This is a genomic window from Vibrio sp. AND4, assembly GCF_000171815.1.
In the GTDB taxonomy this organism is placed as follows: domain Bacteria; phylum Pseudomonadota; class Gammaproteobacteria; order Enterobacterales; family Vibrionaceae; genus Vibrio.
Genome location: NZ_ABGR01000011.1, coordinates 1 through 19,257, shown reverse-complemented (window position 1 = coordinate 19,257; position 19,257 = coordinate 1). Strand labels below are relative to the sequence as shown.

20 protein-coding genes are annotated in these 19,257 nt (G+C 46.2%); 12 read left to right on the top strand and 8 right to left on the bottom strand.

What is annotated here, in order from left to right; translation table 11 throughout:
- The first annotated feature begins 80 nt into the window (after window positions 1-80).
- The gene (gene msrA / locus AND4_RS12270) at window positions 81-719 is read left to right on the top strand and encodes a peptide-methionine (S)-S-oxide reductase MsrA (RefSeq protein ID WP_009843295.1); all 639 of its coding nucleotides are present in this window, start codon (window positions 81-83) and stop codon (window positions 717-719) included.
- A gap of 80 nt (window positions 720-799) precedes the next feature.
- Here msrA and AND4_RS12265 read toward each other — a convergent pair whose 3' ends face one another.
- Entirely contained in the window at window positions 800-1,000 is a 201-nt protein-coding gene (locus AND4_RS12265) for a DUF1107 domain-containing protein (protein ID WP_043991658.1), read from the bottom strand.
- A 215-nt stretch (window positions 1,001-1,215) separates the two neighbouring features.
- Between AND4_RS12265 and AND4_RS12260 the strand changes: the two genes are divergently transcribed.
- From AND4_RS12260 to AND4_RS12230, 7 genes are all read left to right on the top strand, one after another.
- On the top strand, window positions 1,216-1,767 hold the full coding sequence (locus AND4_RS12260; RefSeq protein WP_009843293.1) for a YtfJ family protein: 552 nt from the start codon (window positions 1,216-1,218) through the stop codon (window positions 1,765-1,767).
- Window positions 1,768-1,936: 169 nt separating this feature from the next.
- Complete coding sequence (locus AND4_RS12255) at window positions 1,937-2,236, top strand: DUF2607 family protein (RefSeq protein WP_009843292.1); 300 nt, start codon at window positions 1,937-1,939, stop codon at window positions 2,234-2,236.
- 98 nt (window positions 2,237-2,334) lie between these two features.
- Complete coding sequence (locus tag AND4_RS12250; protein ID WP_009843291.1) at window positions 2,335-3,036, top strand: DUF2796 domain-containing protein; 702 nt, start codon at window positions 2,335-2,337, stop codon at window positions 3,034-3,036.
- Window positions 3,037-3,088: 52 nt separating this feature from the next.
- On the top strand, window positions 3,089-3,817 hold the full coding sequence (locus AND4_RS12245; RefSeq protein ID WP_009843290.1) for an ABC transporter ATP-binding protein: 729 nt from the start codon (window positions 3,089-3,091) through the stop codon (window positions 3,815-3,817).
- A complete protein-coding gene (locus tag AND4_RS12240; RefSeq protein ID WP_009843289.1) occupies window positions 3,814-5,073 on the top strand; it encodes an ABC transporter permease in 1,260 nt (419 codons plus the stop codon). Before AND4_RS12245 ends, AND4_RS12240 begins: the two co-directional genes overlap by 4 nt.
- A 5-nt stretch (window positions 5,074-5,078) precedes the next feature.
- Window positions 5,079-5,573, top strand: a complete 495-nt coding sequence (locus AND4_RS12235; RefSeq protein ID WP_009843288.1) for a DUF3299 domain-containing protein — start codon at window positions 5,079-5,081, stop codon at window positions 5,571-5,573.
- 351 nt (window positions 5,574-5,924) lie between these two features.
- Window positions 5,925-6,830, top strand: coding sequence for a TIGR03899 family protein (locus tag AND4_RS12230; protein ID WP_009843287.1), 906 nt, complete (start codon window positions 5,925-5,927; stop codon window positions 6,828-6,830).
- A gap of 91 nt (window positions 6,831-6,921) precedes the next feature.
- Here AND4_RS12230 and cysC read toward each other — a convergent pair whose 3' ends face one another.
- The 5 genes from cysC to cobA form a co-directional block, all read right to left on the bottom strand.
- The gene (gene cysC, locus AND4_RS12225) at window positions 6,922-7,539 is read right to left on the bottom strand and encodes an adenylyl-sulfate kinase (protein ID WP_009843286.1); all 618 of its coding nucleotides are present in this window, start codon (window positions 7,537-7,539) and stop codon (window positions 6,922-6,924) included.
- Between the two features lie 25 nt (window positions 7,540-7,564).
- Window positions 7,565-9,289, bottom strand: coding sequence for an SLC13 family permease (locus AND4_RS12220; protein WP_009843285.1), 1,725 nt, complete (start codon window positions 9,287-9,289; stop codon window positions 7,565-7,567).
- A gap of 209 nt (window positions 9,290-9,498) precedes the next feature.
- Entirely contained in the window at window positions 9,499-10,929 is a 1,431-nt protein-coding gene (cysN, locus tag AND4_RS12215; RefSeq protein ID WP_009843284.1) for a sulfate adenylyltransferase subunit CysN, read from the bottom strand.
- Between the two features lie 18 nt (window positions 10,930-10,947).
- Window positions 10,948-11,856 carry a sulfate adenylyltransferase subunit CysD gene (gene cysD, locus AND4_RS12210; protein WP_009843283.1) on the bottom strand — a complete coding sequence of 303 codons (909 nt, stop codon included), beginning with the start codon at window positions 11,854-11,856 and terminating at the stop codon, window positions 10,948-10,950.
- A 58-nt stretch (window positions 11,857-11,914) separates the two neighbouring features.
- Entirely contained in the window at window positions 11,915-12,790 is an 876-nt protein-coding gene (gene cobA / locus AND4_RS12205; RefSeq protein ID WP_043991657.1) for a uroporphyrinogen-III C-methyltransferase, read from the bottom strand.
- Window positions 12,791-13,065: 275 nt separating this feature from the next.
- On the opposite strand from cobA, the gene cpdB reads away from it, so the two are divergent.
- Both cpdB and AND4_RS12195 read left to right on the top strand, forming a co-directional pair.
- Window positions 13,066-15,027, top strand: coding sequence for a 2',3'-cyclic-nucleotide 2'-phosphodiesterase (gene cpdB / locus AND4_RS12200; RefSeq protein ID WP_043991652.1), 1,962 nt, complete (start codon window positions 13,066-13,068; stop codon window positions 15,025-15,027).
- A gap of 123 nt (window positions 15,028-15,150) precedes the next feature.
- A complete protein-coding gene (locus AND4_RS12195) occupies window positions 15,151-15,723 on the top strand; it encodes a Crp/Fnr family transcriptional regulator (RefSeq protein ID WP_009843280.1) in 573 nt (190 codons plus the stop codon).
- A gap of 80 nt (window positions 15,724-15,803) precedes the next feature.
- Here the strand turns inward: AND4_RS12195 and dbpA are convergent, their stop codons facing one another.
- Entirely contained in the window at window positions 15,804-17,183 is a 1,380-nt protein-coding gene (gene dbpA / locus AND4_RS12190; protein ID WP_009843279.1) for an ATP-dependent RNA helicase DbpA, read from the bottom strand.
- Between the two features lie 146 nt (window positions 17,184-17,329).
- Between dbpA and AND4_RS12185 the strand changes: the two genes are divergently transcribed.
- On the top strand, window positions 17,330-17,782 hold the full coding sequence (locus AND4_RS12185) for a GNAT family N-acetyltransferase (RefSeq protein ID WP_009843278.1): 453 nt from the start codon (window positions 17,330-17,332) through the stop codon (window positions 17,780-17,782).
- Window positions 17,783-18,643 carry a DMT family transporter gene (locus tag AND4_RS12180; RefSeq protein ID WP_009843277.1) on the top strand — a complete coding sequence of 287 codons (861 nt, stop codon included), beginning with the start codon at window positions 17,783-17,785 and terminating at the stop codon, window positions 18,641-18,643.
- Between the two features lie 83 nt (window positions 18,644-18,726).
- Here AND4_RS12180 and AND4_RS12175 read toward each other — a convergent pair.
- The coding region (locus AND4_RS12175; RefSeq protein WP_009843276.1) for a LysM-like peptidoglycan-binding domain-containing protein at window positions 18,727-19,257 on the bottom strand (531 nt) is incomplete at its 5' end.

Here is a 19,257-nt window from a genome sequence, read left to right as displayed (position 1 = left end):
GGTCTATGTCATCATAAAATCATATTCGCAACAAACACAATCATTCGCAAACTTAAGACTCGTATTAAGGGACAAATACCATGCTCAACAAACCGACAATTATCAGTATAGAAGATGCTTTGCCAGGTAGAAAAACGTCAATACAAATTGATGACACACATTTTGTTAATCAGTCGAGTCTAACGGCACAGCCGCAAGCTCACCAACAACAGATTTTATTAGGGATGGGTTGTTTCTGGGGGGCTGAGCGATTGTTCTGGCAAATCGAGGGCGTAGTATCAACGTCTGTCGGTTACGCCGGGGGTTATACGCCAAACCCAACATATGAAGAAGTGTGTACAGGTAAGACCGGCCACACTGAAGTGATTCGTGTGGTCTTTGATGAGCGCGTGATTTCTCTGGCACAATTACTCACCGTTTTTTGGGAAAAACACGATCCAACACAAGGCATGCGCCAAGGTAACGACTTAGGAACCCAATACCGCTCTGCGATTTACACTTACTCGCAAAAACAACAAGACATAGCCGAGCAATCAAAAGCTCAATATCAAAGCGCACTACAACAAGATCAACGCTCGACCATCACCACAGAAATTCACCCCGCAGGCCCTTACTACTTTGCTGAAACTTACCACCAGCAGTATCTGGCCAAAAACCCAAATGGCTACTGTGGATTAGGGGGGACTGGCGTGTGCTTCCCACCAAACCTTCCAAGTTGAGTGCAGATCAAAAAGAGCGACAAAAATCGCTCTTTTTTAACTAAGCACCTCAAGGTGACTTAGGTTCACAGTGATTATCATTAAATCGGGAGAGATAAAATTGCTTGGTTTACCTCTCTAAATACAGAGAGTTGTTGGGGGTTCTTGGTATCGGGCAACAGCACCTTTCCGTTGTCAAAGCGAAACTGGCCTACACCTGAAATTGAAAACTGACCTTTGAATAAAGTCTTAACGAAACGCGCCACTTGACGTGGACGGTATACAGAAAACTCACGTAGCATAAACACCTCAATATCCTTTTGAGAAACACCGATTGCTCTTTCCATGGCAATCTTTGTGCGCAATTTGCGACACACTTCATTTTATCAAATCTCGCTCTTAACGCAACAAAATTAAAACATCATACGTTAAATTGTTGTTATTGTATGCTCTACGTTTTTGTTCATGGTAAGTATATACTTGGAAAGTCTCACACCTCATTATGGAATATAACAATATGAAAACTAAGATTCTCCTCCCTTTTTTCCTTGCGCTTGCTCCGGGTCTAGCACTGGCTCACAATTTATCAGTTGGTGAAAGCGTGCCAGCGGCGAAAGTTGATGCTTATGGTGAAATCGTATTACAAGGTGAAGGCGTGGCTTATCAACCTTGGGCGACACAACAAATGCTAGGTAAAGTCCGTGTCATTCATGCCATCGCTGGGCGCAGTGGTTCAAAAGCGATGAATGCACCACTAATGACAGCAATCACACAGGCAAAATTCCCCGAAGATGCTTATCAAACCACAACCATCATCAACCAAGACGATGCCGTTTGGGGTACGGGGTCATTTGTAAAATCATCGGCACAAGACAGCAAACAAGAATTTCCTTGGTCATCAATGGTTCTAGATGAAAATGGTGTCGTGGCAAATAGCTGGGCGCTAAAAGAAGAAAGCTCGGCCATCATAGTGCAAGACAAACAAGGTAAAATCCTTTTCATTAAAGAAGGAGCTCTCAACACAGATGAAATCCAGCAAGTGCTTGGCCTGATCGAGCAAAACATCTAATCCTAACTTGCTCCTTACTCCTTTTGAGTGAGGAGCAAACTCCAGCCAAAATATTAGAACGTAAGCTCTTCTTTCATCAAAAATAATCTCTCTCCATTGCATAAAAGAATGAACTTTTCGTCTAAATAGATGTTATATTATAACACTAGGTATCGTTTCGGGCTTTAAGATGCACTATCGCTGGCAAGCAATCTCACATCATGGGTGTCGCACTGTGGTCTTACTCAGTGTCACACTACTGCTCGTCTGGAACTTTGCCGCCATCGCGCACCAGCTTGACCTAGTCCCTGAACACCATGACCACCATCATTGCCAAATGTTTTCTGGCGCACATCATGGCTTGATCAAAGCCCCACTAGAATTTCTCGCACCAACTTATCAACGCTCGACATACTCAGACGTTATCAAAAAACATGTAAATGTCAGTGATGTGCGTTACACAGCGCGAGCCCCCCCTGTATTTGCTTAAACTTAACCAGCCTCCATACTAGAAACTAAACGAGTTGCTAACCAGATGATCTCATTTAGCAATTTCAGCAAAAAATTTAAGCAAATTAGGAAAAGAAAATGCCTTCTAAACACGCTCTAGCTCTTGTTATCGGCCTATCACTTACGGCAACTGCAAACGCAGAAGAATACCGTCAGCACGAAGCACACGTGCACGGTCACGTAGAATTCAATATTGCTCAAGACGGCAAGGACCTACTGATCGAAGTCACTTCCCCTGGCGCAGACATTGTTGGCTTTGAGCACGCACCGGAAAACGTACAACAAGAGCAGGCACTTAAGGATGCGGTTGCCGCTCTAAAAAATACCGAGCAGTTGTTTGCTATTAACAAACAAGCGAAATGTGTGATTGAAGATGTTCACGTATCTCACACCCTAGGCCAAGATTCTCACGAAAGTCATGACCACCATGATCATGAAGGCCACGACCACGATAAGCATGACCACGAAGGTCACGATCATGACAAACATGAGCACGAACACAAAGGCCATGACCATGAAGAGCATGCGCATGACGGCCATGAGCACCACGATCACGAAGGTCACGACCATGAAGGCCACGATCATGAACACGGCGGCCACGGTGAATTTACAGCAGAATACCGCTACCACTGTGATTCTGTTGCTGACCTAAACAACATCAACACCACTTGGTTTAAACAGTTCCCTGCAACAGAATCAATCAGTGCAAACCTATTTACTGATACCACTCAGTCTGCAATTGAACTTAACAAAGACAATACTAATATCGCTATTAAATAACTCGCATGGCGTGTAAGTAACCGCTTACACGCCATCGCTTTGGTAATTGATTATGACTGAAACCACGTCAAACGTTGTTGAGTTATCTAATGCCCAGTTTGTCTGGCCCGGCTCAGAAAACGCGACCATTCACATTCCCCAGCTACACATTGCTCAAGGCGAGCATGTCTTTATCAAAGGTCCGAGCGGCTGCGGTAAATCGACTCTGCTTGCCCTGTTAACCGGCATCAATACGCTCACATCCGGTTCACTGTCGGTATTAGATACGGATATCGCGAGTTTAAGAGCAAGTCAAAGAGACAAATTTCGTGCCGATCACATTGGCTATATCTTCCAGCAATTCAATTTGTTGCCTTATCTCAATGTGATAGAAAATGTCCTCATTCCGTGCCAATTCAGTAAAATTCGCTGCAACCGCGTCGCTCCAAATGCTGCAGCCGCATCACTGGAAGAGCAAGCGACGACGCTACTAGAACGTTTACGTTTACCAAAAGCACTGCATAGCAAGCCAGTATCGGAGCTCAGTATTGGTCAGCAACAACGTGTCGCTGCTGCGCGTGCACTCATTGGTCAGCCTGAACTGGTGATTGCCGATGAACCGACGTCGGCACTGGATCATGACAACCGCAAAGCATTCATTGAACTCTTGATGGAACAAGCCAACCTTGCCAACGCAACATTGGTTTTTGTCAGCCATGACCCAACGCTAGAGTCCTTATTCGACCGAACACTCAATCTGCCTGAAATCAATCAAGCCCAAACCTTAGGAGCCGCATCATGAGTGCCGTTGTCAAGCTCGCTTGGAAAAGCCTGATGAACCGTAAAGCGACTGCTATTCTTACCATCATGACGGTCGCCATTTCTGTTGTCCTTCTATTGGGCGTAGAGCGTATTCGAACCCAAGCAAAAGACAGCTTTGCCAACACGATTTCTGGAACCGACTTAATTGTCGGAGGGCGATCAGGACAGGTTAACCTGCTACTGTACTCAGTATTCAGAATCGGTAATGCCACCAATAATATTGACTGGAAAAGCTACCAAGAGTTTGCCAGTCACCGTGCCGTAGATTGGGCAATTCCAATTTCATTGGGTGACTCGCACAAAGGCTTTCGAGTCATGGGGACCAACCACAGTTATTTCGAGCATTACAAGTACGGAAGTAAGCAACCACTAACCTTGTCTAAGGGCAAAGAATTCAATGGTTTATTTGAAACTGTCCTCGGCTCTGATGTCGCGAAACAACTCGGCTATAAAATAGGCAGTGAGATCATCATTGCCCATGGCATCAGTGATGTTGGCTTTAGTCGTCACGATAACCTGCCCTTTAAAGTGGTCGGCATTCTGGAACCGACAGGAACACCAGTAGACAAAACTGTCCACGTCTCACTCGAGGCGATTGAAGCCATTCATGTCGGCTGGGAAAGTGGCGCCCGCTTAGGGCCAACGCCAAGTGCAGCCGATCTCAAAGTTAGAGACTTTCAACCAAAGCAGATCACGGCAATGTTGGTCGGATTAAAATCACGCATTCAAACTTTTGCCCTTCAAAGACAAATTAACACTTACCCAAAAGAGCCGCTCAGCGCAATCATGCCGGGTGTAGCATTGCACGAACTTTGGGGCATGATGTCTGTCGCTGAACAAGCATTGATGGCCGTCTCTGGTTTTGTGGTGGTTGCAGGTTTATTAGGCATGTTGAGCAGTCTGCTGACCAGCTTACAAGAGCGTCGCCGTGAAATGGCTATCCTGCGAGCAATGGGAGCAAGACCAAGACACGTGTTCTCATTGCTGATCAGTGAAGCAAGTTTGCTCACCTTCGCCGGTATTATTACTGGAGTTGCGGGCCTATATTCCATTCTCGCCCTCTTGCAACCAATAATCCAACAAAGTTATGGTATACACCTAAGCTTAACGGCATTGTCGCCGTATGAATGGATGTTACTTGGCTTTGTGCAGTGTGCTGGTATTGTAATTGGCTTTATCCCAGCATTCCGTGCTTACCGACAATCGCTCAGCGATGGAATGACAATTAGGATTTAGTAAAGATGTGGAAAAAAATACTCGCTAGCTGTTTGCTACTGATCTCCTTCACTGCGCCAGTCATGGCCAGTGACGAACCACTGACACTTGATTGGATTGATCTGGTGCCAGAGAGTGAGCGCAAGATGTTCGACAGTGTTGGTATGCCTGCCGCTGACCACAATGGTGGCGCAGCGCCGCAATCAAAAATCGGCAACGTTCGCACAGAGCTTAACGGCAGCAAGGTGAAAATCCCTGGTTTTGTCATCCCACTGGAAGGTGATGCGAATACGGTGACGGAATTCCTATTGGTGCCATACTTTGGCGCCTGTATCCACGTTCCGCCCCCCCCACCAAATCAGATCATTTATGTAAAATTCCCGAAAGGCGCCCCCGTACAGGAGCTATGGGATGTCATTTATGTGGTGGGAACACTGAAGACAGAAACCATCGAGCATGAATTGGCGGAAACTGCTTATGTAATTGAAGGCTCATCAATCGAAGCCTACGATGATATGTAGGTGGTATGAAGAATCCCTTCGTGAGCTTCTAGGTGATACTGACTAGGCGTCGATTCGGCGCCTTTTTTATGCCTATTTCGCTGTATATTTAGCTAAACGATATAGCGAGACAAATACACAAGTACGCCGACATACAAAACCAAAAGTAGCGTTATCGGCAGGAGTTTTCTCAGTTTGCTTGCGTCTGTATATGTCATTGTTCCTCCAAAAGCACAATAACAACTTTAACAATTTATTATCATTTAAGATAGTCTTTATTCTGTCAAAATCCAGACATACGACTCTGGTCGAGAAAACAAGAAACGTGTAAATTTAAGCAAGCGCTAATCGCAAGCCTTGGTAGGAAATAAAATGACAGAACCAACAAAGCAACCTGTTGTTATCGAAGACGAATCCACCCAACAAAGACACACGCACCATGAAAAAAAGTCTGGCTACATCAAAGACAGTGCTAGCCGTGTCCAAAGTATTGCTCAAAGCTACGGGTTAGACGCTTTACTGCACAGCGATCCTCCCACTAAAACAGCACTTGAGCGAGCCCAGTTACGCGAACAGCGCCACCAAGAACAAAGACAAAAGAACTTAGAGCAGATCTTAAAACTGGCACACAGTTCATGTCGAGACGAAACCGCAGGTGAACCAGACCAAGATTGGTTGTACCGCTTTTTCGATATGGCGCAAGACATCCACAACAGATCAATGCAAAAGTTATGGGCGCAAGTCATAAAGCGTGAAGTGACCAATCCGGGGTCAACATCAATGAAAGCGCTTAAAGTGCTCAAAGACATGTCACCAAAAGAAGCGCAAACCCTACAACGAGCAGCAATGTTGGCGTGCAGCTTCGGTGGCGATACAAGTCGAAAGCTCTTGATTGGCTACAAAGCACATAGTGGAATGCTCAGTTTTGGTAAACGCGACACCATTAATAACCTGAATATGGGCAACTTCCAACTGCCTTATTCAAGCTTATTGGTGTTGATTGAATTAGGGCTAATGCACAGCACCGAATTAGAATCAGGAGAGATTGGCATTGAGACGCCGTTGATGCTCACCTATCAAGGCAAGGACTTGTCATTGCAAGTGAACACAAAAGGTGTACGCCTGCTGTACTACCGCTTTACTCCGACAGGCAATGAGTTGTGCAAACTGCTTGGGAACAAATCACATAGCCAATACTACGATCAGATGTTAGCACTTTTAAATCATAAGTTTACTGTTCACAGCGAAGCAAAAACCACAGTGCATCACACTGTATAGGACAACCAACAATCGCTTTTGGCCACCAATGTTCCAAAAGCGTTTGAAAGTACTCAGTGACTTGTTGACCACCCATGATCCGATTGCTTTTTTATCGGATCACTCCACGTCGTTTTAGATCGACTAAACACAAGGCCACCAACTCTTCGACGCTCTTTTCGCCTGCTGGCAAATCAATGTCTGGATTTACTGGCGCTTGATATTCTGAATCAATACCAGTGAAATTCGAGATTTCACCCGCGCGTGCTTTTTTGTACAAACCTTTCGGATCGCGCCCTTCACACACTGCTAAAGGCGCGTTGACGAACACTTCAATAAACTCGCCCTCTGGCAGCAAATCACGCACCAATTGACGCTCTGCACGATGAGGTGAAATAAACGCCGACAGAACAATCAAGCCAGCGTCTGCCATCAACTTTGCTAATTCACCAATACGACGAATATTCTCACGGCGGTCTTGCTCTGAAAAGCCCAAATCGCTACACAAACCATGGCGAACATTATCACCATCGAGTAAATAAGTGTGATAACCCAGCTGAGCTAGGCTGTTTTCCAATGCACCTGCTACTGTGGATTTACCCGCACCAGATAACCCGGTAAACCAAAGTACCGCAGGCTTTTGCTTTTTTAATCCAGCACGAAACTGTTTATCAACCGAGTGCTGATGCCAAACGATATTTTCATCTTTTATCTGAGTGTCGGCAGTCATAACGTATCCTTGTAAAATTTACAGATTAAAACGGAAAGAAGACCGGAATCAGCGTCAGTACCAGCACTGAATAGACAATGGAAGTCGGCACGCCAATTCGCACATAATCGGTCAATTTGTAATTCCCCACGCTGTACACCAACAGATTAGTTTGGTATCCATAAGGAGAGATAAAACTGGCGCTGGCACCAAACAATACCGCCATAATAAAAGGCATAGGATCAACGCCATAGCCTAACGCCATGCTATAACTAATAGGGAAAGACAACGCCGCCGCCGCATTGTTGGTCACTAACTCAGTTAACACCAAAGTCATGATGTAAGTCGCGACGAGCGCGCCAAACACCCCCCAACCATTAAAGGCTTCGATAAACATATTACCCATACGCACCGACAAACCAGATGTCATCATTAACTGAGCGATAGAGAGCGCGGAACCAACAATCACCACAATATCAATTGGGAAACGGCGACGAAGTTCAGGCAGTTGAATCACACCAAAGGCAAGTAAAGCAATCAAATACGCCGCTAACCCTTTAATAAGCGGCACGAACTCCAACAACGCACAGCCTATCACGGCAGTAAAACCAAGTAACACCAAGGCCGATTTGTTGCCGTCCAAGCGCGCACTGGAATCCAAATCATTCACCAAAACAAACTCTTTACGATGTGCGCGGCGCTCGGTTTCAAAACGTTTGCCAGGAACCAAAACTAACGTGTCTCCCGCAGCCAAAGTGATGTTGCCTAAGCCTCCTTCAAGCCGCTCATGGCCGCGGCGTATCGCCACAACCACTGCGTCAAATCGATCACGAAAGCGGCTTTGTTTAAGCGTTTTATTACAGAAGGTGGCCGATGAACTCACCACCACTTCCATAAAATTTTGCCCATTGAGGTGCTGATGACCAAACAAGGTCAAACCTGGAATTTCCTGTAGCGTGGCAACGCTCTCTACATCACCACAAAATAGCAACCTATCTTTCGCTTCGAGAACAAAATCTGGACCAACAGACGGTACGCTGCCACCGTCACGAATCACTTCAGCCAAAAACAGCTTTCTTAATGCACGCAGATTGTTTTCAGTGATGGTGCGCCCAACCAGTGGCGAGCCGGGTTCAACGCGAGATTCTAAGAAGTAAGGCAAATCTTCTTGATTTTGGTCATCGTAATTGGGCAATAGGTAGCTCAGCGGGATCAGAATAAGCACACCGCCCACCAGCACCGCCAAACCAATCATGGTCGGCGTGAAAAAGTTCAAACTTGGTAAGCCCGCATCCTCAACAAAGCTGTTGATGATTAAATTGGTCGAGGTGCCAATCAGCGTCAGCGTTCCACCAAAAATCGCCGTATAAGAGAGCGGGATCAAAAGCTTAGAAGGCGCGTGCTGTTGGTTACGTTTTATCGCACCAATTAATGACACCACGACTGCGGTATTATTTGTGAAAGACGAAAGCAGAGCGGTAGAGAAACCCAATTTAGCAATCACACTGCCAAGGTGACCTTTAGAAATACTGCGGCTGACCCAGCTGATCAATAAGGTTTTTTCTAATGCGCTCGATGCGAGAATCAATAGCACTAAAGTCAGGAGTGAAGTGTTGGTAAAGTTTGCCGCGATAGTATTGAGCTCAATCATACCCGCCATAAACGCGATGAAAGCCGCACTGGCAAATACGTAACTTGGTTTAAGTTTGGTCACGAGTAAACAAGTGATAATGCCAAGCAAAATCGCTAATACAAACCCTTGTTCCCACATAGCCAATCCTTACTAATAAACCCAATACGGACACAACAGCAACTCGTGCAAACCGAGCTGCACGAAGTGACAAACGAGTAACCAGACAAAAAGCAAAGCAAGCGAAAAAGAACGCCAGAATGTTCGGTTTCTTCGTTTTCCGTAACATTCTGGATTCGAGGAAAATCAGCCTGACGGAGTTCGCCATCCCATCAGGCTCGGTAAAGCAGTTATTTCTTCAATAACTGACTCAGATCTTTGGCTTCCCAATGCGGAAAATGCTTACGAACAAGAGCATTGAGTTCAAGCTCGAACGCGGAAATATCCGCAAGCCCAAGCTCAACAGCAGCCAAGCTTTCTTTCACCATGCCCGCACCAACGGTGACATTGGTAAGACGGTCGATGATGATGAAACCACCGGTATCGGCACAGTCTCGGTAGTTATCCAAGGCGACAGATTCAGTCAGAGACCATTCGCACAAACCAATGCCGTTGAGTGGCAGTTCAGCCGTACCGTGAGTAGAAAGATTATTGATGTCGTATTGATGGCGAATGGCTTCAACATGACCCACCGTCTTCTTCCCGGCAATCTTAATATCGTAATCACGACCCGGTTGCAGTGGCTGCTCTGTCATCCACACGACGTCAGCTAACAAGTGGTTGGTTGATTCTACTTGCGCATTTTCTAGTACCAGTAAATCTCCACGGCTGATGTCAATTTCATCATTCAGAGTCAACGTAACAGCGAGCCCTGCTTGTGCTTCCTGCACATCACCATCAAAAGTCACAATACGCGCAACGGTTGATGTTTTGCCTGAAGGCAGCGCTTTTATCGCATCGCCTACTTGCACTGACCCCGATGAAATCGTGCCCGCAAAGCCACGAAAATCGAGGTTAGGACGATTTACATACTGAACAGGAAAACGGAAGTTGCTTTCACCTTGCTTGCGATCAACACCAACAGTCTCAAGCAGTTCAAGTAGAGATGGACCTTCGAACCAGCTTAGGTTTTGTCCTTTCTCTACTACGTTGTCGCCCTCAAGTGCTGACAACGGAATAATTTGGATATCCGTCTCACCCGCTAGGTTTTCTGAAAACTCTAGATACTCATCGCGGATCGCTTCGAAACGAGCTTGTGAGTAATCCACCAAGTCCATTTTATTGATCGCCACAATAAAGTGTTTCAACCCTAACAAATTAGCAATGAATGAATGGCGACGCGTTTGGTCCAACACACCTTTACGTGCATCAATCAGAATGACGGCCAAATCACAGGTCGATGCTCCTGTTGCCATATTACGCGTGTACTGCTCGTGCCCTGGTGTGTCAGCAATGATGAACTTACGTTTCTGCGTCGAGAAGTAACGGTAAGCCACATCAATGGTGATGCCCTGTTCGCGCTCTGCTTGTAGACCATCAACCAGCAATGCCAAATCGGGTTTTTCACCCGTAGTGCCCACTCGTTGACTATCTGAGTGAACGGCTGCTAGCTGATCTTCATAAATCTGTTTTGAGTCGTGGAGTAAACGACCGATTAAGGTACTTTTACCATCATCCACCGAGCCACAAGTCAGGAATCTAAGTAACGACTTATACTGGTGTTGTTTTAAATAGCCCTCAATACCAAGCTCGGCTAATTGAGCTTCAACTGCACTGTTCATTGTCTTTCCTTAGATCCTTTAGAAGTAACCTTGACGTTTCTTAAGCTCCATCGATCCTGATTGATCGTGGTCGATCGCACGGCCTTGGCGCTCACTTGAGGTTGCCACCAGCATTTCTTCGATAATGCCTGTTAACGTGTTTGCTTCTGACTCAATCGCACCAGTCAATGGATAGCAACCCAGCGTGCGGAAACGTACGCTCTTCTCTTCAATCACTTCGCCTGGTTCTAACTCCATACGATCATCGTCTACCATGATCAACATGCCGTCGCGCTCAACAACTGGCCGCTTGTCTGCAAGGTACAGAGGGACGATCTCGATATTTTCTAGGTAGATGTATTGCCAGATATCCAGCTCTGTCCAATTAGAGAGCGGGAACACTCGAATACTCTCCCCTTTGTTTACTTGACCGTTGTATGTCTTCCAGAGCTCTGGTCGTTGGTTTTTCGGATCCCAGGTATGGTTCTTATCGCGAAATGAGTACACACGCTCTTTCGCACGTGACTTCTCCTCATCCCGACGCGCACCACCGAATGCCGCATCAAAACCGTACTGATTCAGAGCCTGCTTCAAACCTTGAGTCTTCATAATATCGGTATGCTTAGAAGAGCCGTGGACAAATGGGCTACAACCCATAGCGAGACCTTCTGGGTTCTTATGGACCAAAAGTTCAAAGCCGTATTTCTCTGCGGTACGATCACGAAATTCGATCATCTCACGAAATTTCCAATCGGTATCAACGTGCAGCAGTGGGAATGGAATTTTACCCGGATAGAAGGCCTTACGCGCAAGGTGCAACATGACGGATGAATCTTTACCAATCGAATACATCATGACTGGGTTATCGAACTCAGCAGCAACTTCGCGGATGATGTGAATACTCTCCGCTTCGAGTTGTTGAAGGTGAGTTAAACGTTGTTGGTCCATGTTTTGTCTTTCCTTTTTAAGCTTGAAGACTCATTAGTCCCTGATCTTTGGTTTGAAATTATATCGAGCTGGCAATCACGCTTTTGCTGAATTCAGTACTAGACAAAAACCAATCCAACTTTTGAGACAAGCGCACAACCTCTCCGACAACAATCAAAGACGGAGCTTGAGCTTCTTTAGATAATTCAGATAGTTGGCAAAGTTCTCCGGTGAAAACTTTTTGTTGGATTTGCGTACCACGTTCAATAATGGCGACAGGGGTTGAGGCAGACCTACCATGCTTGATGAGTTGATTCTGAATATAGTGTGATTTCATCAGCCCCATGTAGATCACTAAAGTTTGATTCCCGCGCGCGAGTGTTGACCAATCCATGTCGTCACTTTCTTCTTTCAAGTGACCGGTGACAAACAGCGCCGACTGCGCGTAATCACGATGCGTCAACGGAATTCCGGCATAAGCAGTCGCGCCCGCAGCGGCCGTAATACCCGGAACGACTTGAAAACGAACCCCTGAATCTGCCAAGACCTCCAGCTCTTCCCCACCACGGCCAAACACAAATGGATCGCCACCTTTAATGCGCACCACTTTGTGGCCTCGCCTAGCAAAGTCCACCAAGAGTTGATTGGTCTTCTCTTGTGGCACGCTGTGGTGGCCTGCTCGTTTCCCTACACAAACCAAAATGGTCTCACTGGGGATTAACGCCATGATCTCATCAGAAACTAGGTAGTCATAAAGCACGACATCAGCTTGTTGCAGGCAGTTAAATGCTTTTAACGTTAGTAGCTCTGGATCACCAGGGCCAGCACCGACAAGAGCAACTTCACCCGGTTGAAGCGACGGTTTATTGAAATGCTTAAGATCAGCAGCTCGGTTCTCTGAAACGAGTCGAGGCTTATTGATCGGGAAGTTCGCTACTGAATCGTTCACTGCCATGTGCTTGCTCATCATTCATTGATATCATTATGGATGGCATTATGGCGTCGGGTTTATATTACCGGAAATTCTAAAATTTCATTTTTTATTCAAAAAACTGCTAAGAAGCTTTTGTTAGGTCTCATTCAAAATGGTGAAAAGGGTACCACTCTGACACTTTCCTCCACATATAATCGCCTAATGTTCACAGTTTTCTGCATCTTAATCTGAGCTTGTATTGAGATTTGTTACATTACGCTATACGACCCTTCTATCCCATTTAATTGGAGCTACTCATGAAAATGGCAGTTAATCCCGTATCCGTCGCAGTTTTAAGTGGCATGTTAACGCTTGCTGGTCCTGCAATGGCGGACACCATCAAGCTTCGCATTATCGAAACCACTGACATTCACACCAATGTGATGGATTACGATTACTACAAAGATCAGCCTTCACAACAAATCGGTCTTAGCCGTGCAGCGACATTGGTTAAGCAAGCTCGTGAAGAAACAGTGAACCATGTTTTGGTCGACAATGGCGATCTGATTCAAGGCAGCCCTATGGGTGATTACATGGCTGCAAAAGGGATAAAAGCTGGTGAAATACATCCAGTTTACAAAGCAATGAACCAACTGGGTTACGATGTGGGTAACATTGGCAACCACGAATTCAACTACGGTCTTGAGTTTCTAAAAAAGGCCACCGACGGTGCAAATTTCCCTTACATTAACGCGAACGTTTTCGACAAGAAGACAGGTGAGCACTACTTCACACCTTATCTAATTAAAACGCACACCTTCAAAGACACGACGGGTCAAAGCCACGAAATCAAAGTGGGCTACATCGGCTTCGTACCGCCGCAAATCATGGTATGGGATAAGAAGAACCTAGAAGGCAAAGTCTTCGCTAAAGACATCACAGAGACAGCGAAAAAGCTGGTTCCTCAGATGAAAAAAGAAGGCGCTGACGTGATTGTCGCCATTCCACACTCGGGAATTTCGACTGACCCATACAAATTAGGTGCAGAAAACTCGGTTTACTATCTCACAAAAGTTAAAGGCATTGATGCGATCGCTTTTGGTCACTCCCATGCCGTATTCCCGGGTAAAGATTTTGCCAAGCTGCAAGGCGTCGACAACGCAACAGGTACAATTAATGGCATCACGGCCGTCATGCCAGGTCGCTGGGGTAGCCACGTTGGCGTAATGGACTTGGTGCTTAAAGAAAAAGACGGTAAGTGGCAAGTGGTTGAAGGCCAATCTGAGGCTCGCCCTATCTTCGATAAAGCCAATAAGAAGTCCTTGGCAAAAGCTGATAAAGGTATCGTGGATGCGCTGGTTGAAGACCACAAAGGCACACGTGAATTCGTCAACCAACCAATTGGTAAAGCCAATGACGTGATGTACAGTTTCCTAGCGCTTGTGCAAGATGACCCTACGATTCAAATCGTCAATTTAGCACAAAAAGATTACGTTGAACGCTTTATCCAAGGCGACCCAAACCTTGCAGATATTCCGGTATTAAGTGCCGCTGCCCCCTTTAAAGTAGGCGGTCGTAAAGACGATCCTAATGGTTTCACCGAAGTAGAGTCAGGTCAGTTGACTTTCCGTAACGCCGCAGACCTTTACCTGTATCCGAACACGCTGGTTGCGATGAAGGTTAAAGGCAAAGAAGTTCACGAATGGCTAGAGTGCAGTGCCGGTCAGTTCAACCAGATTGATACAGCCAGCACTAAGCCTCAGTCTTTGATCAACTGGGATAGCTTCCGTACTTACAACTTCGACGTGATTGATGGCGTGAGCTACCAAGTCGATGTTACCCAACCGCCGAAATACGATGCTGATTGTAAAGTGATCAATCCAGACTCACAGCGTATCGTTAACCTGACTTACCAGGATAAACCGGTTGATCCGAAGCAAGACTTCATCATCGCAACCAACAATTACCGAGCCTACAGTGCCACCTTCCCAGGTACAGGTCCGGATTTTATCGCGTTTGACTCTCCAGATGAGAACCGCTCAGTGGTTGCTGCTTATATCTCTCGCATCAGCAAAGAGCAAGGCGAAGTCACACCAAGCGCCGATAACAACTGGTCTTTCGCACCAATCAAATCGGATAACAAACTTGATGTTCGCTTTGAAACCTCACCAAGCGACAAAGCCGCACAATTCATCAAACAAAAGGGCCAATACCCAATGAAACGTGTCGCCACAGACGAGGTTGGTTTCGCGATTTACCAAATCGACCTAACTAAGTAACCAGCCATTCGTAATGAGTAACTGAATAAGAAAAATTAGTCATCATATTGAGCGGCTCTCATGAGCCGCTTTTTTATTGGCAATAAACCATTAGAATAAACCAAACCCTTTCTGAGTTATCACATGCACTGCGATCTTTTTACTGACTTAATCAATCATGGCTTCCTCGAAGAAGAGGTAAATCAGCTTATTGAACACGGGCAACAACTCGAGCTACCAACGCGCCATATACTCAATCATCAAGGTGAATTCAGCTCACACATCTACTTTGTGTTAGAAGGGCTATGTCACGCCAGTTACCTGACCGACAAGGGGAAAGAATTCAGTAAAGAGTTCTACTGGGAAAAAGATTGGATGATCGGCTTTGAAGGGCTTATCAAGAATCGGCCTTCGCCGTACTTATTGGAGACACTGACGCCTTGTCATCTGTTTTGCTTGCCGATTGAGATGCTACACCTGTGGCGTACAGAAAAACACCCAATCTACTTAAAGCTGCTCGAAGCACAGTTAATGCATAAAGAAAACAAAGAACGCTTTATGTTGCTTTACTCTCCAGAGGAGCGCTACCAACTGTTTTGCCAACATTATCCAGACTTGGCGCAACGCATTACCGATAGCCAAATAGCCGCTTACTTGGGGATTACCGCGATCAGTCTCAGCCGGATTAAAGCGCGCTTAAAGAAAGGCCAAGACTAACCGTAAACTCAAATCATCGCAGCTACGATAGAAAAAACTAAGGCGCTCACGGAGCGCCTTAGGTATAAATACGATGGTGATTATTTCAGGATACGAGCACGGAATTGGCGCCCTTTCATCTTACCATCGCTGATGACTTGCAGTGCTTTCTTCGCCACAGATTTCTCAACCGCAACATAAGCACGCATCGCCATCAATTGAATCTTACCCACTTGCGCACCCGTGATCCCCCCCTTGCCCGTTAAGCAACCGAGAATATCGCCCGCGCGTACTTTCTGCTTCTTACCGCCATCAATGCTAATTGTCACCATCTTCGCTTGGTATGGCTGTAGATTTGACTTCGCTGGCAGCGTCGCCGGTACGACATCCATATCTAGGTACTCTTCAATGCGAGCAACCCGTAAACCGTCTTTCTCACCAAAGAAACTGAACGCTAAGCCCTTGCTACCTGCACGACCCGTACGACCAATTCGGTGAACGTGTACTTCTGGGTCACGAGACAGTTCAAAGTTGAATACCGCATCCAGGTTATCAACATCCAAACCACGTGCCGCCACATCGGTTGCCACTAAAATAGAAACACTCTTGTTAGCAAACTGTGTCAAGGCTTGATCGCGCTCACGCTGTTCCAGATCACCATGCAGTTCAATGACACTGAAACCTTTGTGATGCAGTTCATCAGCCACGTTCTGCACTTCTTTTTTGGTATTACAGAACACAACGGCCGACTCTGGTTGGTGCGTCAATAGCAGGTTGGCTAGCGCCTCATCACGAGCCTCAGTGCCTTCAACCTTATAGAAGTGCTGCACAATGCTGGAAGTATCGTGTGTCGACTCTACTTTGATCATCTCTGGCGAGCGCATAATACGTTGAGCAATCTGCTCTATCTTTTTAGGGAAGGTGGCACTGAATAACAAAGTTTGACGCTGTTTTGGCGCCGCATCAATGATCGCATCCAACGCATCTTGAAAACCCATATCCAGCATACGGTCGGCCTCATCAAGAACCAGTGTGTTTAGCTCTTCTAGGTTGATACGGCCTTTATCTAGATGGTCAAGGATACGACCCGGCGTTCCGACTAAGATGTGCGCACCGTGCTCTAGAGAACCAATTTGAGGCCCCATCGGCATGCCACCACACAATGTCAGTACTTTAATGTTGTGAATACCACGACCTAACGTACGGATCTCTTTCGCCACCTGATCAGCCAGCTCACGCGTTGGACACAACACCAAAGATTGCACACGGAAGCGCTTCACATTCAAATTGGATAATACACCGAGGCCAAACGCTGCCGTTTTACCTGAGCCAGTTTTACCCTGACCGATCACATCGCGCTGATTCAAAATCACAGGTAAGCTCAACGCTTGAATTGGCGTCATATGGGTGTAGTTCAATGATTCAAGCGTCTCGAGTAGCGCTGGATTAAGCCCTACTTGGTCAAAAGTTTGTTTGCTCACGGGGAGGTATCCTCAGATAGGATGAAAGAGAGGGCTCATTATCGCTGGATTTGTCACGAAGACCAGTGAAAATTAACCATTGTTAATGAGTATTAGCAGAAAACGACGTAAAGTCAGTGACATTCGCTCATTAATGGATATTGGAAATGATCAATTGGATAGCCCACCCTTTCTCTCAGCTGACGACGACACAACTCTACGAGATGCTGCGCCTGCGCGTTGATGTCTTTGTGGTGGAGCAAACCTGTCCTTATCCAGAGCTGGACGGTAAAGACACTCTAGAGGGCGTTTTTCATCTATTGGGTTACCAAGATGACGAGCTGGTTGCCTGCGCCCGCTTACTGCCCGCTGGTGTAAGCTATGACAATGTGAGTATCGGTCGCGTGGTAACCAAACAAAGCGCTCGCGGTAACGGCCTTGGGCATGAGCTGCTTGACCAAGCCTTACAACACTGTCAACAACGTTGGCCTGGTCAAACGATCGACATCGGAGCACAAGAACACTTGATGGCTTTCTATGCGAGTCACGGCTTTGAAGTCATATCTGAGAGCTATCTTGAAGATGGTATCCCCCACGTGGATATGCGTCGAGTAAGCTAAATGGCATCGCACCAGCTGGCGTTGCTCTTACTGGTTATCGGTAACTTGGCGGCATCACTCTCAGATGTCGCCGTAAAACTGATTGAAGGTGGTATTAACCCATTCCAGTACATGTTTGTGCGTCAGCTCGCTTCCCTGCTGATCATCTTGCCTTTTTACCTCAACCAAAAACCGAATAGGCGAGTCCTGAATCAAGCGCCTATTACTATTTTACGCGCACACCTGATATTGATTGGCAGCGGCTGTATGGTAGTCGCGGTTACCCATCTTCCTTTAGCAACGGCGAACGCCGTCTTTTACGCGGCACCGATTTTAATGTTGCCGCTGTCAATCTTGTTCCTCAAAGAACATCCACCACTGAGTAAGATCTTGCTTACTTGCTTTGGTTTTATCGGAGTCTTAGTGGTACTCAGACCGGGCCATTTTCATTGGGCAGCTTTATTTGCACTCGGTACAGCAACAACGCTGGCTGTATTCAATATATTGGTAAGAAAACTGCCGAGCCAACAATCGGTCGTCACAACACTTTGGTGGACAACACTGTTTTCATTGCCAGTCTCTGCGGTATTGGCTTGGTATTACTGGCAACCTATGAGTGGGCAAGAACTGACCTTAGTCATCGCGAGTGGAGTTTCTATCCTAAGTTATAACGGTTTGGCAGTATTAGCGTACCAAAAAGCCCCTGCTGGAGAGATAGCGCTGGCCGAATACTCTGGTCTAGTATTTGTTACGCTCTTTGGGATAGGGTGGTTTGATGAGATCCCTGATTGGTTGACGGCAATAGGGATCTTAATGATCGCAGTGCCTATCTTTCCGTGGATAAAAGGAAGACGACTCGCCAAACGACAGCCACAAGATTGAACAAGACTGTTTAGCTACACACAAACAGGCGAAGACAAAAAAGACGTGAATCATCACGCCTTTAGTATGTTTGTGTACTAACCCTACTTGTTACGACCAAAGGTCCCATCGGATAAACGGAAGAACATCACCGACTCACCACCTTTCTCGAGTTGAAGCATATCTAACTTGCCATCATCAGCGAGTTTAAAGCGCACCAATTGACCTTGCTTGATTCGACTTAAAGGCTTGTCGCTACCTTCAATTTTGACTAACGCATTTAAATCTGTCATTGGCAGCTGGTTACTACGGAAAACTTGAGCCAGCGTGTCACCGTTCTTGACCTTGTACTCTCGCCATTGTTCAGATTTTGCTTCAGAGTTGTGCGCTGAACGCTGCTCACTCAAACTCTGCGCGTTCAACTGAATGGCTACACGTTGGTTTTCGGCTTGAGTGTCATCAACAAGCACTTCAGTGTCTTTTGGAACTGGGATAAGCAAAAGCAACAACACTAATGGTACTAATACCATCAGCGCACGTTGATGTAATTTGGGAAGCCCCTGCCAAAAACCAGTAACCGGTTGCGCTCTTTGCTGCCACTTCTCTTTGTTAAACGGCTGCTTCCAATCGATAGC